The organism is Vibrio penaeicida (assembly GCF_030689305.1).
GTDB classification, from domain to species: domain Bacteria; phylum Pseudomonadota; class Gammaproteobacteria; order Enterobacterales; family Vibrionaceae; genus Vibrio; species Vibrio penaeicida_B.
Genome location: NZ_JAUYVM010000026.1, coordinates 55,448 through 72,335 on the forward strand (window position 1 = coordinate 55,448; position 16,888 = coordinate 72,335).

The following is a 16,888-nucleotide window of genomic DNA, read 5'->3' on the forward strand; positions in this document are numbered from 1 at the left end:
GAGCTTAAATGGAACACGATTTCGTTCCATGGGATAGCAATTCTTCAATAGGAATTCTGAACCGATTTCTCATTGATAGTAAATTCAATGTATTTTTTTGAAGCGCATCAATAAACCCTGTAACTGACTTTTATTTTAATAGGTCGTTCTGTATCGTTTTGAAAATAAATCTTAAATAGATAAACGTTAGCATTAGCCCGGCTAGGCAGTGACTAACAACAAATTGGATAAACGCATGGCTTTTGAACTGTTTTTGTCGGTACTACTCTCGTTTCCGACGAACGTCTTTTTTATTCCTTTTATCATCTTCTTTGTCATCATGCTCATTGATTTGGTCTTTGATGTATTTGAAGGTTTATTGGGTGAACTGGATATCGTTGACTTGGATAATATGACAGGTGGCAGTCTCATTTTGCCTCCCATATTAACCAAAGTTCCACTACCTATTGCGTTATGCGTTAGCCTGTTTGTCGCAACGATTATCGAGTACTACCTCGATACGCTTCTACTTTCTTCTTTGTCCGATACGCTGTCTATTGTCTTTGGTGTTATTTCATTGCCGATTGTTGCTTACATAGCCTTATACATAGCCTCGATCTTGCTTAAACCCTTGGCTCCGTTTTTTAACAAAGAAAACGCCTTTGCCAAGATTGACTACATTGGGCTCAGAGCAAAAGTGCACAGTAGCCAAGTCAGCCAAGATGTTGGTGGAGAGGTCATTATTCTGCATAACGGCAATGAAGTATTGTTGGATGTGCTATCCAGCAGTCAGCAAGACATTCAATATGGCGATGAAGTGGTCATCGTGTCTAAAGATAATGAATCGCAGCGCTACTTCGTTGCGAAAGCATAAATACAATTAAAACCCTTTAAGGAGTTGGTCATGGTTTTATCACCCAGTATGGTGTTCATATTAGCCGGTGTCGTGCTATTTTTAATGGTTCTTATTTTTCTTACTTCTCGCTATAAAAAAGTCAGAATTGAAGGTGAAGCCTTAATCGTAAATGGCATCGACAGAACAAGAGCATCGCTAACGGGTACCTTTGTTTGGCCGGTTGTGAACCGATTCGAATATATGGATATCACACGTAAGAAAATATCGGTTGTTCGCAGTGGTCGTAAAGACCAAGAAGGCGAAGAATACGAAGGTTTGCATTGCAGCGATAATATCCGTGCTGACTTGAAAGTGGATTTCTATATTGGTGTTAACCATGAAGAAGACGATATTGTTCGCGTAGCGAAACTTTTCACAGCGAATGAAGCCTCTAATCTCGACCGCCTTAAAGAACACTTCCAACCTAAATTCTCTGAAGCACTGAAAACAGCGGTTAAGCAGTTTGAATTTGTAGAGCTGTTGACCAACCGACGCACATTCCGTGATGCTGTTGTTCAAGTTATCGGTAGCGAAATGGATGGTTTCAAAATCTATGATGTGGTTATAGATAAGATTGACCAAACATCACTTGAAGCCCACAACCCAGATAACATTCTAGATGTTGAAGGTATCCGCAAAATTTCTTCTATCACTGCTCAGAAGAACACGGAAACCAATGCGATCCGCCAAGACGAGCGCACAACCATCAAGAAAAAAGACGTTGAAGCAGAAGCAAACCGCCTTCAACTAGACAAGCAAGAAAAAGAAAGCATTGCACGTACTCAGCGTGAAATTGAAATTATTGAAGCGCAAGAAAATGCACTTTCTGAAGAGAAGCGCCAAGAATACCAACGTGTCTCTCAGCTCGCGAAATTAGAAACCGAAGAAGAAGTCTCTAAGAAACGTGAAAGCGTAGAGATGGAAGTCGAAATGACGCGTATCGCGAATAAGCGTCAGGTAGCGATTCAAGAAGAAGAGCTAAGCCGTGCGGTGGAAACTGAAAAAGTTCGCACTTCTTCTGAAGTGGTACAAAAAGAGATGGAAAAAGAAACATCTGTCGAAGAAGCACTTAAATCCGTCGCTGAAACTCGTTCACAACGCGTAGAAATTGAAAGAAAGATTGCACGTGAAGAGGAAGAGACTGAAAACTTGCGTGTCAATGAGCAAGTTAACCGTAAGAAGCGCGTTTCTATGGTTGAGGCTGAAGCCATTGCAGAAGCGAAGCAACTCGAGTTACTTGTTGCGGCGCGCGCTGAAAAAGACGCAGCGAAAGAAAAAGCAGAGCGTTTATTGATCGAGAAAGACGCAGAACTGAAAGTGAAAACTCGTGATGCTGAAAACGAATTAGCGGTGAAAACTCGTGAAGCGGAAGCAGCACATATAGTGGCAACCAAGCAAGCTGACGCAGAAAAAATAGTGCGTCAGCGTCAAGCGGAAGCAGAACTAGAGGCGGCAGCGAAAGAAGCTGAAGCGCAATACTTGTTGAAAGAGCGTGAAGCCGCTGCGAAAGAGCGAATGGCGCTTGCAGAGAAAGAAGAAATCAGTGCAACTGGTTTGGCGCAAGTGGAAGTGGATCGTGAACGCGCCCAAGCGATACGTGAAACCGGTGAAGCAGAAGCATACACATTGCAAAGTGCTGGTGAAGCCGAAGCGAACGCACTACGCGCGAAAGGTCTGGCTGAAGCAGAATCGCAAACTGCACGTTTTGAAGCGGCTCAGAAATACGATGACCAAACACGTGAACACGACAAGTGGGTTATGCAGCTTCAGCAAGAGAAAGAGCTGGATCTGGCACGAATTGATGCTCAAAGAGACGTTTCAAGTGAAAGCGCGAAAGCGTTGGCACAAGCCTTGGCAGCCGCAGACATCAAACTATTTGGTGGCGACGGTATGGAGCAAATTCGCCGCACTGTGATTGATTCTGCGTCAATGGATGTGAAATTTGAAGAGTCGAAAGTCTTGAACCCGCTTGTTGCGGAATACATGAACGGCGACCGTAGCTTGCCGCAAGATATCAAAGATATTCTGGAAAATACTGAACTGAAAAGCAGTGACTTAAGTAATGTAGCTTTGGCGAGCATACTGAATTCTCAAGGTGGTGCAACAGAACTTCTGAAGAAAATTCAGCAGACGGTAAATACCTCTGATAGTTCTGAATCTTAATCGCCCCTATTGAGTCCAACACCCACACTTGCTTCCTGTAAGTGTGGGTTTTAAAGGTATAAGCATGTCAGAAACAACGCAGCAGGCTGTCACTGAAGGCGGTGCCTACGAGGTGCTGAAGTCTCGCCTTTCTCAACAAGGCAGCAAACTTAAAGACATTTCTCAACAATTCAATCAGCAACGTCAGCAGGTTTTTGGCGGTCAAGAACTCTCTTTGATCGGCAAAGCGAATGTGCAGACGGAAGCGCGATGTGTGCCAGTCGATATGGCTCAGGTTAACCAGCAACTGTTGTTCGGTTACGAAGTGCATGTCGGCATGAAATCGCAACCCGCGTTAGAAGATGTATTTGGTCTTTACCAACTTCATGAAAATGATGGCACATTCAGAATAGAACCCATCAGTTTGAAAGAGAGCTTTCTCTCTGAACCTCGGTTTGTGCATGAATTCACCGAGCTGTTTACCTATTACCAAGATGCCAAATTGGCACAAATTTCTCGGCAAGAAAGCACGCTGTATATTGCCTTCCAAATTGGTATGCGCGCGGAAGATCGCAAAGTATTCCGATTCCAACTGAACAAGCACTCTATTGAATACATTGATTCGCTTGGACACACCTCATTAGAGGCAGCAACTCAGCATGACTTCGACTGGATTGAAACTACACGTGACGATCATGTTTTAGGGAAATACCCTCACGTTTCTATCAAAGATAAGCTTTTTGTAGAATGTGTAGGTGGCGACCTTACCATCAAAGTAGAAGACAATACCGAAGAGGGTAAAGGGATCTACCGTGAAGAGGTGGATGACCCTCACCAAAGTGTTGCCGATGCGAGTATTGCTTATGCGTTTATTGGTGATCTGATTGCTCTTAGAGTCCTACCCAACCGAGAAAAGCAAGAACGCTATTTTTTATACAACCCACTAAACCAAGCCGTGACACGCGCGGATGCGTTAGGCGTAAGTGCAAAAGAACTGCCTGAAGAGCACGGTATTCTTTACTCCCATGGCTTTGTTTTAGCCAATGGAGAGAGCAAGCATTTCGATATGCCGTGGGAGGATCTTAAATTCTTCCAGAAGATAGCCTCTCCGAATGGTGAAGATCTGATGTACATCTTTTTCAACATGGTGAAAGGGTATTACGTTGTTTATACCTACAACATGATTGAAAAGCAGTTTTCTGCGCCAATGGAAAGCCACGGCTACAGTTTGTATCCAGACGGTCGTTTGCTGGTATTCCAGCTTTCTGAAAACGCAGAAGCTTCTACGATTCACCCGATGAGAATATGGGAAACCCCATATTCAACGCCAGATTATTACAGCCGCCACAGCGCGAAAAGTGATGCATCGAGCCCGTTGTTTAATCTGGGCAATGCAGAATTAGTACGAGCTTTGTCGTCGGTGCTGTCGATTTGTCATTTTGCCTCGACGGAGGAAGTTACCCAAGCGGCATACGAAGCGTTGCTGAAACAGTGTCAGGCAACATTGGATCATTATCATTGGCTAGCTCACGACTATGCACTAGGGCTGGGTGATGCCATCCAAGAGGTGATGTCTACATCCGATAAAATCATTGATGAATTTGCCAAAGTTCAGCAGCTTCAAGTCCATGCGTTACACGCGCTAGAGCAAGAATCTGACGCTGTAACGGCATTGATTGGCAAAGTAAAGTTAGCGCCGAAAGATCAAGCCGCGAGCCTGTTAACGCTTCTTTCCGAAGTGAAAGCGCAGGTGGGTAACACCATGGCGCTGCGACAACATCACTACATCAATACGTTGAAGGTCGATGAGTTGTTATCGTCGTTGGATGAACAACGACAATATTTGAATCTGCAGTTACTCGATTTACTTCAAGATGAAAAAGCCTATCAGCCATTTAAGAAGCAGATCCAATCGGTTGAAGAACAGCTAGAGACGGTAGAAAAAACGTCGGATATTCAAGACCTTCAAGAACAGGTAGAACAACTACGCTCAGAGCTTCAGTTAGTGACAGAAGAAGTCACCGACATTGAAACGGAAGATCCGACACAGTCGACTCGAATTCTAGACATGACTACTGAAGTGTCGTCCATGTTGAATGCGGTATCGGCGAAGCTCAGAAACAAAAATAGCGGTCTACGTAGCGACGAAGCCAAAGCGGAATTTGGTGCTCAGTTCAAATTACTTGCACAATCGGTCAACAGTGGCATGGAGCAAGCGACGACACCGGATGAGTGTGATAACCAGCTAGCCAAATTAATCGGTCAGCTTGAAAAGCTCGAATCCAGATTTGCGGACTTTGATGAGTTTCTTGGAGAAATCTACACCAAGCGCGATGAAATCCAATCCACGCTGGAGAACCACAAACAGCAGTTGGTGAGTGCTCAGCAGCGCCGGATTCAAAACTTGTTGCAAGCGGCTAATGTTACCTTCAATAGCATTGAAAAACGTGTAGCCCGATTTGATGATGTAGCAGGGTTAAACAGTTATTTTGCAACAGATACGATGGTAATGAAATTACGCCAGTTGTCGGATTCCATACGCGATTTGGGCGACAGCGTAAAAGCAGACAGTGTTGATGCAAAGCTGAAATCGGTGCAGGACCAATCGCTTCGTTCTCTGAGAGATAATCAAGACATCTTTGAAGATGGTGGCAAAATTCTGCGTTTAGGTAAACATCGATTCAGTGTAAACCAGCAACCGTTGGACATAACATTGGTGGAGCACGCTGGTGAGTTGAACACCCATATCTCTGGAACGGATTTCTATCAATCTATTGAAGATGAAGAATTCCTTGCACTGCAAAATATCTCCAAATTGGATGTTGCCTCTGAAACAGACACCATCTACCGTGCAGAATATTTATCCTACTTGATCCTACATTCCGCAATGAGCTTAGCGGATGACTTTGATGTTGATGCGCTACTGGCAGCGCGAAAATCGGGTCAATTACTCAGTTTGGTTCAACGTTTTTCCGCGCCTCGCTACAAAGAAGGCTACGTCAAAGGCATTCATGATCACGACGCGGAAAAGATTCTAAATCAACTCCTTCCCGTGTTTGAGCAAGCCGGTTCGCTTCGATTTGGACAAAAAGAACGCGCGACAGCTTGGATGTGGCTTATTGCCCAAGAACGCAAAGATCTTTCTGGTTGGAAGGCGAAAGCAAATAACGCGAATTTGCTTAAAACGCACTTACAATCGCCCGATGCGTACCAACAGCTGCAAAAGGAATTGGAGCCCAATCTCGCTCAGTTTGGGCGTGGCGTACTCACTGATGCCAGTGACTATTTGATTCAGCTCCTAGCTAAATCGGACGATCGAATTGAAGTCAGCCGTGATGCGATGGAGTTATGTGATGACTATTTACAATTCCGCCGCAGCTTGGGCTGGAGCGCTAGTGAAGTGGCACCAGAAGTCAGCATGCAAGATCACCTTCAATGGCTGACAGCCTACACAGATCAGCAAAGCCGTGGAGAAGCATTTGTCGTTGAAGCGGCTGCGATAGCAGTTTGGAAAGAGCAACCTGAACCTTCCCTTAGCCCTGTTGAATTTTCACTGACTTGTGAGGTGGAAGGGTTATTGGGTGAACATGGAAATCTAGAGCAAGGTAAGTTGAGCTTGGTTCTAGACGATTTTCTGCAGCGCTGCGAACTTCACCGTAGTATTACGATTCCGCAATTTGAGTCGTACCTCAATAAGAGAGCTGAATTGCTGCAAGAAGCGAAATCAGACTTCCGACTTGGCGAATTCAAACCAAGACCGCTTACCTCTTTTGTCCGTAACAAGCTGATCAGTGAGAGTTACCTTCCGCTGATTGGTGACAACTTTGCCAAGCAAATGGGTACGGTTGGAGAAAATAAGCGTACCGATTTGATGGGGATGCTGCTTCTTATTTCTCCTCCGGGTTATGGTAAAACCACCTTGATCGAGTATGTGGCGCATAAGTTGGGCTTGGTCTTTATGAAGATCAATGGTCCGTCGATTGGGCATCAAGTTACATCGCTTGATCCTCGTGATGCACCCGATCAAAATGCCGCTCGAGAGATTGAGAAGATCAACCTCGCGTTTGAAATGGGGAACAACGTTCTTCTTTATCTCGACGACATTCAGCACACCCATCCCGAATTCTTGCAGAAATTCATATCTCTGTGTGATGGAACAAGGCGAATTGAAGGCACGTGGCGTGGGGAAACAAAGACCTACGATATGCGTGGCAAGAAGTTCTCAGTCGTGATGGCCGGTAACCCATACACGGAATCTGGCGATATGTTCCGAATCCCAGATATGCTGGCAAACCGTGCAGACATCTACAACCTAGGTGACATGTTATCGGATCAGAAAGAGGCGTTTGAACTCAGTTTTGTCGAGAACTCGCTGACTTCTCACCCTGTTCTTGCTCCACTGGCGACCCGTGATCTGAACGACTTGTATCGCTTTGTACGAATGGCGAATGGTGAAGGCATTCCATTGAGTGATATGTCTCACACCTACTCTGCGACTGAGTCTTCTGAAATCGTATCGACTTTGCAAAAGCTGCTTACTGTGCAGCAAACCGTACTAAAAGTTAACCAACAATACATCGCGTCTGCCGCTACCGCGGATCAATACCGTGTAGAACCACCATTTAAGTTGCAAGGTTCTTATCGAAACATGAATAAGTTGGCAGAGAAGATCTCATCGGTGATGACCGAAGAAGAACTTCAAACACTTTTGCAAGATCACTATCAGGGTGAAGCCCAAACACTGACAAACGGCACCGAAGAAAACTTGCTGAAATTGGCAGAACTTCGTGGCGGAATGACACAAGAGCAACAAGCTCGCTGGAATGAGATCAGAGAAGGCTATCAGCGGAACCAGTTGATGGGAGATTCTGAAGATAGGGCAGGGCAGGTTGTACAACAACTCGCCGCGCTTAACCAAACAATGAGTCGCGTCACTCAAGGATTAGGAGATAAATAGGTGAATAGGGAACAACTGCACGAACTGCTTAAGTCATCGATTGAAGATCACCGCTTGGATGATTCTGAGAGGCGTGAACTTAACGACAAGTTAAGTAATGCCGATCTCAAACAGGAAGAACGCTCATTCCTACGCAATCAAAGTTTTAAACTGGCTCATCAAAATATCAATGACGGCGCCGATGCCAGCAGCATCGTACGCTGGCTTGAAAAGACCATCAAGGTGCTGGACAACGCAAAATCGGATGCGGGTGGTGATTTAGTTGGGTGCTGGTTTTCTCCCGGACGTTCTTGTGCGGAAGGGATCATTAAGCAGCTTAACCAAGCTCGTCACATGATTGATATCTGCGTCTTTACCATTGCAGACGACGAATTGACGAAGTACATCATCAAAGCCCATCAACGTGGTGTAAAAGTTCGAGTTGTGACAGACAACGATAAGATCTTTGATAAGGGTAACGATGTGAATTATTTGGTGGAGAAAGGTGTGGAAGTGAAGGTTGATACCACTTCTTATCATATGCATCATAAATTTGCGATTTTCGACGGTGTTCGCTTGTTAAATGGCAGTTTCAATTGGACGCGTAGTGCGTCTAAGTACAATGAAGAAGACATTACGCTGACGGATGACGCGCGCTTTATTAAGCCGTATCAAAAGCAGTTTGAACAGCTTTGGCAAAAGTTTCCATTCCATCAACCTGAACTGCATAAGGAGAGTTCTCAATGACCGACATGGTTAAAACCGATGAAGCAACAGAAGACGCCCTCAGTCCTCAGGTTCTGGAATTAGCACAAAATTTCGACCCGTTCGATAGCGTTGCTACCATTACATTTGGTAAAGAAGCTCTGGAAAGTATTACCAATTTTTCCGATACCGTACTTGACCAAGTGCGTATCAGAGATACAGGTGAAGCAGGTGAAATCTTACAATCAATGGTCAGCTCGATGAACAGCGCAGAGTTTGACTACTTGAAAGAGAAAAGCTTTCTTTCCAGTTTGCCACTCATCGGTGAGTTGTTTGATTCGTTCAAAAAATTCTCAGACAGCTTTGATACGGTGAAGCAACATTTAGAACAGCTTTCAGGAAAACTGGAAGCACAGGAGCTTAAGCTAGGGCACGACATTAGCCGTCTCGATACGCTTTACGATGAAAACTTAGCGCTATTGAATGGTCTAGATAACTACATTACCGCTGGTAAATGGAAACTGACCCAAATGAACGCCGAGGTGCTTCCTTCCCTATTAGTGGAAGCTGAGAAGTCGTCTGATGCATTGGATGCTCAAAAACATCGCGATGCGGTTCAAGCGGTTGCCCGCTTAGAAAAACGCATACACAATCTTGAGCTGACTCGAATGGCGGCGATTCAAACTGCCCCTCAGATTCGTTTGTCTCAAGAAGGCAATAAGATGCTGATGGAAGACATTCAGGATATCGTGCACAACACATTCCCATTGTGGAAGCGCCAATTCTTGATTGCGATTTCTAACTACGAAAAAGAGAAAGCCCTCAAGGTGACACGTGCTGTAAAAGATTACACCAATCAACAATACGTAAAGAATGCTGAGAAGCTGAAAGTGCTAGAAGAGCAAATCTCTGAAAACTACCAGCGTGGCATTTTGGATTTAGAGTCGCTAGAAACCGTGAATCAGTTGACGATTGAAACGCTGAACAACACGCTTTCGAGAGTGAAAGAAGGGCGAGAACAGCGTGCGCATGCACAGTCTGTTATCGAAAAAGCGGAGCAAGAACTGAAAGAAGCGCTGTCTCAGACTCTTGAAAATTAACGGTTGTTGCGAATAAATAAAATGCCCAGAATAGCGTTGTTCTGGGCATTTTTTATGGGGTTGAAATATGGTGTCTCAAAGAGAATTAAGCCAACAATTAGGCGAAGCGCTTCAAAGACAAAAAGCCGTTATGACAACGGCTGAGTCGTGCACCGGTGGTGGAGTTGCGACGGCGATGACGGATATTGCAGGCAGTTCAGCTTGGTTTGATAGGGCGTTTGTGACTTACAGCAATGAAGCCAAAATGGAGATGCTGTCAGTCAAGCCAGAAACCCTTGAGTCATACGGTGCGGTAAGTGAACCGGTGGTGATTGAAATGGTCAGCGGTGCACTGCAACATTCTCTGGCTTCCATTGGTGTCTCAATCAGTGGTGTGGCAGGTCCGGGTGGTGGTACTGAAGAAAAGCCTGTAGGGACGGTCTGCTTTGCTTGGATGTCAGAGCAAGGGTGGCAAAAAGTTGAAACTTGTCATTTTGAAGGTGATCGCGCTCAAGTCCGTGAATACGCAGTCGAGCATGCAATGCAGACTTTGCTACAGTACCTAACAGATGAAAAAAGTGAGCACTCCTAAAGAGTTAAGTGCTCAATCGAGAAATTTTTTCATACAGGTATGGACACTGTATGAATCAACAGTATAATAGCCAGCATAATCACGAACACGTTGTGTGGAGATACGGATGGACGATAACAAAAAAAAGGCGTTAGCCGCAGCACTTGGACAAATTGAAAAGCAATTCGGTAAAGGCTCTATCATGCGCCTTGGTGATAACCGTACGATGGACGTTGAAACCATCTCTACTGGTTCACTTTCACTGGATATCGCTTTGGGTGCTGGTGGATTGCCAATGGGGCGTATCGTAGAAGTCTATGGTCCAGAGAGTTCGGGTAAAACCACGCTAACTCTAGAGCTTATCGCAGCAGCACAACGTGAAGGCAAGACCTGTGCGTTCATCGATGCAGAACATGCGTTGGATCCTATCTACGCGAAGAAACTGGGTGTCGATATCGATGCTTTACTTGTTTCTCAGCCAGATACGGGTGAACAAGCGCTAGAAATCTGTGACGCACTAGCGCGCTCAGGTGCTATTGACGTCATGGTTGTTGACTCCGTAGCAGCACTGACACCAAAAGCAGAAATTGAAGGTGAGATGGGCGACAGCCACATGGGTCTTCAAGCGCGTATGCTTTCTCAAGCCATGCGTAAGCTAACGGGTAACCTTAAACAGTCAAACTGTATGTGTATCTTCATCAACCAAATCCGTATGAAGATTGGCGTAATGTTTGGCAACCCAGAAACCACTACAGGTGGTAACGCACTGAAATTCTACGCATCTGTTCGTCTTGATATTCGCCGTACGGGCTCCATCAAAGATGGTGACGAAATCGTCGGTAACGAGACTCGCATTAAAGTGGTTAAGAACAAGATTGCTGCACCGTTTAAGCAGGCTGAGACTCAAATTATGTACGGCCAAGGCTTTAACCGCGAAGGTGAACTTATTGACTTGGGTGTGAAGCACAAGTTGGTTGAGAAAGCAGGTGCTTGGTACAGCTACAATGGTGACAAAATTGGTCAAGGTAAGGCGAATGCGGGTAAATATCTTCGTGAACATACAGATGTAGCGAAAGAGATCGACACCAAGCTTCGTGACATGCTTTTGGTTGTAGCACAACCTGAAGAGCCAGAAGTTGGCGAGAAGCCAAAAGAAGAAGAGTTTTAATTCTCTTCATTGATTTAAAAAAGCCCTGCAATGCAGGGCTTTTGTGTATTAAGTTAAAGCACTTATATCACCTGTTTTCGTTGAAGCTTTGAGTATGTATCCAAAGAAAAATCCTCTTACCCTTTCAAGTAAAGAAGCTGCCATTCACTTGCTCAGTCGACGTGATCATGGTGAATACGAGCTTTATCAAAAGCTGGCTTTTAAAGGATACGATGAAGAGCAGATCCAAGAAGCGATGAATTTCTGTATCGATCATAATTATCTCGATGATCTTCGCTACGCCAAAAGCCAGATACGTCAACACGTTTACAAAGGTCATGGTGAGCGTCGTATTCGACAAGAATTAAATCAAAAACGTGTATCGGAATCGGTCATTGATGAGGCAATGCAAGAGGAGCCACAAGATTGGTTTGAATTGGCAAAAGCGGCAGCAGAAAAAAAGTTTAAAGGCATAAAAGCCAAAGACCAGAAGGAATACGCTAAACAGGTGCGTTTTTTGCAATATCGTGGTTACAGTTTTGACCAAATCAGCTACGCGTTAAGTGATGAAGAATAGAGTGGGAGTCTAGGCAGTCCAACACACATTCTGCTCTAATCCTCATTTCTTCTTAGCAATACCAATTGCTGTTCCTTATCTTCCTTTTTATACCAACACTCTTCTAATTCAATCTTCCTAAGATTCTGTTTTCATTTTTCTTTTAGAAACGGTGATTCGTTGCGCGAATAAATTCTTGTTGAATCTCGCATCTTTAGGTCGGTTGGGTATACAATGTGGCAAAATTCTAACTCGACTATTTTCAGGAAGAGCTGCATGTACATGAGCACTGACGAGGTTCGCAACGCGTTCCTCAAGTTCTTTGAAAGCAAAGGACACCAAATCGTAGACAGTTCATCGTTAGTACCACATAACGATCCAACCCTGCTGTTCACTAACGCAGGAATGAACCAATTTAAAGATTGTTTCCTAGGCTTAGAAAAACGAGCCTACACTCGAGCGACTACGTCTCAACGCTGTGTACGTGCTGGCGGTAAGCACAACGATTTAGAAAACGTGGGCTTTACTGCTCGCCACCACACTTTCTTCGAGATGTTGGGTAATTTCAGTTTTGGTGATTACTTCAAAGAAGACGCTATCGCATTTGCTTGGGAATTTCTGACGGTCGTATTAAAACTGCCTCAAGATCGCTTGTTGGTGACGATTTACGAAACCGATGATGAAGCGTTTGAAATCTGGAACAAGAAAGTGGGTGTTCCAGCTGACCGTATCGTTCGTATTGGCGATAAAGAAGGTGGTAAGCCATACGAGTCCGATAACTTCTGGCAAATGGGCGATACAGGTCCATGTGGTCCTTGTACTGAGATCTTCTACGATCACGGTGATCACATTTGGGGTGGACGTCCGGGTACACCAGAAGAAGATGGTGATCGATTCATCGAAATCTGGAACAACGTTTTCATGCAATTTAACCGTCATGCCGATGGCACGATGGAACCGCTACCAAAGCCTTCTGTCGATACCGGAATGGGTATTGAACGAATTTCTGCGATTATGCAGGGCGTACACTCAAACTATGAAATTGATGTATTCCAAACATTAATCAAAGCTGCGGCGGAAGTGACGGGTTATGACGACCTATCGAATCAATCGCTTCGTGTTGTCGCTGACCATATCCGATCTTGTGCATTCCTAATCGTTGATGGCGTGATGCCTTCAAATGAAGGACGTGGTTACGTACTGCGCCGAATCATTCGTCGTGCTGTTCGTCATGGTAACAAGCTAGGTGCGCAGGGTGCATTTTTCCACAAATTGGTTGGTGTACTTGCCGACGTGATGGGTACTGCTGGCGTTGAGTTGAAAAAACAACAAGCCATTGTTGAAAAAGTACTTCGAATTGAAGAAGAGAACTTTGGTCGTACTCTTGAACGCGGCATGACAATTCTAAACGACGCATTAGATAGCCTTGAAGGCAACGTTCTGGATGGTGAAACAGTATTTAAGCTTTATGATACCTACGGTTTCCCAGCAGACTTAACCAATGATGTTGCTCGTGAGCGAGAACTTACGATCGATGAAGAAGGTTTTGAGAAAGCGATGGAAGCGCAGCGTCAGCGTGCTCGTGAAGCAGGTCAATTTGGCACCGACTACAACGCATCTATTAAGATTGATGCGACAACTGAATTCCAAGGTTATACAGCAACCGAAGGTCAGAGCTCTGTTACAGGCATTTTTGTTGAAGGCGAAGAAGTTGAATCTCTGTCCGCTGGTGACAAAGCGATTATCGTTCTAGGTGAAACGCCATTCTATGCCGAGTCTGGTGGTCAGTGTGGTGATACTGGTGTGTTAAAAACAGACACTGGGTTGTTCATAGTGGAAGACACACAAAAGTTGGGTAATGCCATTGCTCACCACGGTGTTCTTTCTGAAGGTGTTTTAGCGAAAAGCGACAGCGTATCGACCAATGTGGATGCAGAGCGCCGCGCGGCTATCTCTTTAAACCACTCAGCAACTCACTTACTTCATGAAGCGCTACGTCGAGTACTTGGCGAACATGTCATGCAGAAAGGGTCACTAGTTAAAGCAGATAACTTGCGTTTCGACTTTTCTCACTTGGAAGCCATGACTTCGGCAGAAATCAAAGAAGTAGAACGCCTAGTAAACACGCATGTGCGTCGCAATCACACAATTAAAACGGACATCATGGATATAGAGTCTGCTAAAGCGAAAGGCGCGATGGCGCTATTTGGCGAGAAGTATGACGACGAAGTCCGCGTGCTGTCGATGGGAGAATTCTCAACCGAGCTTTGTGGTGGTATTCATGCGTCTAGCACTGGTGATATTGGTCTATTTAAGATTGTTTCAGAAGGTGGTATCGCAGCAGGTATCCGTCGTATTGAAGCGGTGACCGGTGAAGGTGCACTAGACGCGATCGAAGCAAGCCAAGACAAGTTCGAAGCCAAATTGTCTGAAGCCGCGAGCAAAGCAAAAGCTTTAGAAAAAGAGATTCAACAGCTGAAAGATAAACTGGCTTCTCAAGCTAGTGCGAGCCTAACGAGCCAAGTGAAAGAAATCGCTGGCGTAAAAGTATTGGTTTCTAAGCTAGACGGTGCTGACAATAAAGCACTGCGTGGCATGGTTGATGAGCTAAAAAATCAACTGGGCAGTGGCATCATTATGTTGGGTAACGTATCTGGGGACAAAGTTGGCTTGATTGCCGGTGTAACTAAAGACTTGACTGGTAAGGTAAAAGCAGGCGAGCTAGTTAACATGGTTGCTCAACAAGTCGGTGGCAAGGGTGGCGGTCGTCCAGACATGGCTCAAGCCGGTGGTACGGATGCAACTGCACTGCCAGAAGCCTTGTCGTCTGTTGATGCATGGCTAGAAGAGCGTTTGTAACTTTTGTATTTTTGACTGCCACTGGCTGATAAAGTCAGTGGCATTTGTATTTAGTAGCTTTGAATGTGATAGCTTCGCGTTCAATTGCTTTTTGTGTAATAACAACGGGGATTAAGCCCCAGGATGGTGAAGAAAGGTGACACAGTCATTACGTGAATCTTTAGTAGTTCAGAAGTTCGGCGGAACTTCGGTTGGTTCGATTGAGCGCATTGAGGCAGTTGCTGAGCGCATTATAAAAACCAAGCAAGAAGGGAAGCAGGTTGTGGTTGTCGTTTCTGCAATGTCAGGCGAAACAAACCGCTTGTTGGGGTTGGCTCAACAGATTGATTCTGTACCAACAGCCCGAGAGTTAGACGTATTGTTATCAGCAGGCGAGCAAGTTTCAATGGCACTTTTGGCCATGACCTTGAACAAAAAAGGTGCGAATGCTGTATCGCTAACTGGCAGCCAAGCGGGTATTAAAACGAATGGTTTCCACAACGACGCGTCTATCGAATCGATTGATACCAATACGATTCAGAGCTATTTAGAGAATGACCACGTAGTGATCGTCGCAGGCTTTCAGGGAATTTCTGAAAGTGGCAACATTACCACCCTTGGGCGCGGAGGATCGGACACTACCGCAGTGGCACTTGCTGGTGCGTTAAACGCTGCAGAATGTCAGATCTTTACCGACGTTGATGGCATTTATACATGCGATCCTCGCATCGTAAAAAGTGCACGTAAACTAGCGGAAATTGACTTTCCTAGTATGGAAGAAATGGCGAGAAAAGGGGCGAAGGTATTGCACTTGCCTTCTGTCATTCATGCCTGGAAACACGGTATTCCTTTGCGTGTTCTTTCTTCATTTTCTGAAAATTCGGGAACTTTGGTGACCGGAGAGCAGTCTGATAGTCCGATATGCGGGCTCGCTATCCAGCGCGATTTGATTGTTATTGAGGTTAAATCAAGCGCATTGCAGTCTATTCGAGATCAAAGCCAAATGTTAGGGATTGATGTTTGGGCGACGGCGGAAGATGTGAAAGTATCGGATATTGTCATTCCACAGAGTTCTCTTGCGAAGTTATCACTTATTGCTTCTGAGAGTATTGAAAAGACCACTCGGGTATCAGCAATCAGCTGTGTTGGTTGTCGAATCCAAGAAGTGCATGCTGCGCTTGCTGATGAATTCGCACAGCATCAAATTCCATTGTTAGGTGAAGTGAAGAGCAACCGCTCTTGTACATACTTCATTGAACCAGAGAGAATAGAAGAGATTTCAAATCATCTTCACAATTTTATTGTAGCTGGACATTTAGAGCTTGATGGGCACCAAAAGCTAATGGTTTCATAGCCAAATAACATTATGGAATTGTTAATTGCCTAAGATGGTGACATCATAGAGAAAAATAAATCAGAGATTACTCAAGGAGCACAAGAATGCTAATTTTGACTCGCCGCGTAGGTGAAACTCTTATGATCGGTGATGAAGTAACTGTCACCGTGCTTGGTGTTAAAGGTAACCAAGTTCGAATTGGTGTTAATGCGCCAAAAGAAGTATCGGTACACCGTGAAGAAATCTACATGCGTATACAAGCCGAGAAAGGCAACGGTGGTTCTGCTTCAGGCAACTACTAACATTAAAAAGGTCAGCAAACGCTGGCCTTTTTAATAATGGTTTAGATGGTGTGTAACAGGAAAAGTTTAATTTCCCGCCGCTTTGATTAAATACCCAACGCTTAAGCGATTTTTTGCAAATTATGCCAAGAAAATGTTTGACATATTTTTGGTAAATCGTAATATGTGCCTCCGCAAGACGGTGAGGTGGCCGAGAGGCTGAAGGCGCTCCCCTGCTAAGGGAGTATACGGTTTATAGCCGTATCGAGGGTTCGAATCCCTCCCTCACCGCCATTCTTGCACATGTTCTTATAAACGTTGATGTTTTCAATGTCTAATAAGACAAAGCGCGCTCGTAGCTCAGCTGGATAGAGTACCTGGCTACGAACCAGGCGGTCGAAGGTTCGAATCCTTCCGAGCGCG

11 protein-coding genes and 2 tRNA genes are annotated in these 16,888 nt (G+C 44.9%); all 13 read left to right on the top strand.

The window, feature by feature from the left end; all coding sequences use genetic code 11:
- Positions 1 to 208: 208 nt before the first annotated feature.
- Entirely contained in the window at positions 209 to 853 is a 645-nt protein-coding gene (locus tag Q8W40_RS26025; protein WP_305401407.1) for a DUF1449 domain-containing protein, read from the top strand.
- Positions 854 to 883: 30 nt separating this feature from the next.
- Positions 884 to 3,037, top strand: a complete 2,154-nt coding sequence (locus Q8W40_RS26030; RefSeq protein ID WP_305401409.1) for a peptidase — start codon at positions 884 to 886, stop codon at positions 3,035 to 3,037.
- 64 nt (positions 3,038 to 3,101) lie between these two features.
- Complete coding sequence (locus Q8W40_RS26035; protein ID WP_305401410.1) at positions 3,102 to 7,973, top strand: DNA repair ATPase; 4,872 nt, start codon at positions 3,102 to 3,104, stop codon at positions 7,971 to 7,973.
- Positions 7,974 to 8,699: a phospholipase D-like domain-containing protein gene (locus Q8W40_RS26040; RefSeq protein WP_305401411.1), complete on the top strand. Its 726-nt coding sequence runs from the start codon at positions 7,974 to 7,976 to the stop codon at positions 8,697 to 8,699. It begins immediately after the preceding gene.
- Positions 8,700 to 8,704: 5 nt separating this feature from the next.
- A complete protein-coding gene (locus Q8W40_RS26045; protein ID WP_370693435.1) occupies positions 8,705 to 9,757 on the top strand; it encodes a toxic anion resistance protein in 1,053 nt (350 codons plus the stop codon).
- Positions 9,758 to 9,824: 67 nt separating this feature from the next.
- Positions 9,825 to 10,328: a nicotinamide-nucleotide amidase gene (gene pncC / locus Q8W40_RS26050; protein ID WP_305401413.1), complete on the top strand. Its 504-nt coding sequence runs from the start codon at positions 9,825 to 9,827 to the stop codon at positions 10,326 to 10,328.
- 106 nt (positions 10,329 to 10,434) lie between these two features.
- The gene (gene recA, locus Q8W40_RS26055; RefSeq protein WP_305401414.1) at positions 10,435 to 11,475 is read left to right on the top strand and encodes a recombinase RecA; all 1,041 of its coding nucleotides are present in this window, start codon (positions 10,435 to 10,437) and stop codon (positions 11,473 to 11,475) included.
- Positions 11,476 to 11,569: 94 nt separating this feature from the next.
- The gene (recX, locus tag Q8W40_RS26060; protein WP_305401416.1) at positions 11,570 to 12,031 is read left to right on the top strand and encodes a recombination regulator RecX; all 462 of its coding nucleotides are present in this window, start codon (positions 11,570 to 11,572) and stop codon (positions 12,029 to 12,031) included.
- A 255-nt stretch (positions 12,032 to 12,286) separates the two neighbouring features.
- Positions 12,287 to 14,869 carry an alanine--tRNA ligase gene (alaS, locus tag Q8W40_RS26065; RefSeq protein WP_305401417.1) on the top strand — a complete coding sequence of 861 codons (2,583 nt, stop codon included), beginning with the start codon at positions 12,287 to 12,289 and terminating at the stop codon, positions 14,867 to 14,869.
- Positions 14,870 to 15,005: 136 nt separating this feature from the next.
- A complete protein-coding gene (locus tag Q8W40_RS26070) occupies positions 15,006 to 16,202 on the top strand; it encodes an aspartate kinase (RefSeq protein WP_305401419.1) in 1,197 nt (398 codons plus the stop codon).
- Positions 16,203 to 16,288: 86 nt separating this feature from the next.
- Positions 16,289 to 16,486, top strand: coding sequence for a carbon storage regulator CsrA (csrA, locus tag Q8W40_RS26075; protein WP_101112495.1), 198 nt, complete (start codon positions 16,289 to 16,291; stop codon positions 16,484 to 16,486).
- A 180-nt stretch (positions 16,487 to 16,666) separates the two neighbouring features.
- Positions 16,667 to 16,759: transfer RNA gene (locus Q8W40_RS26080), tRNA-Ser, on the top strand.
- Positions 16,760 to 16,814: 55 nt separating this feature from the next.
- Positions 16,815 to 16,888, top strand: a tRNA-Arg gene (locus Q8W40_RS26085).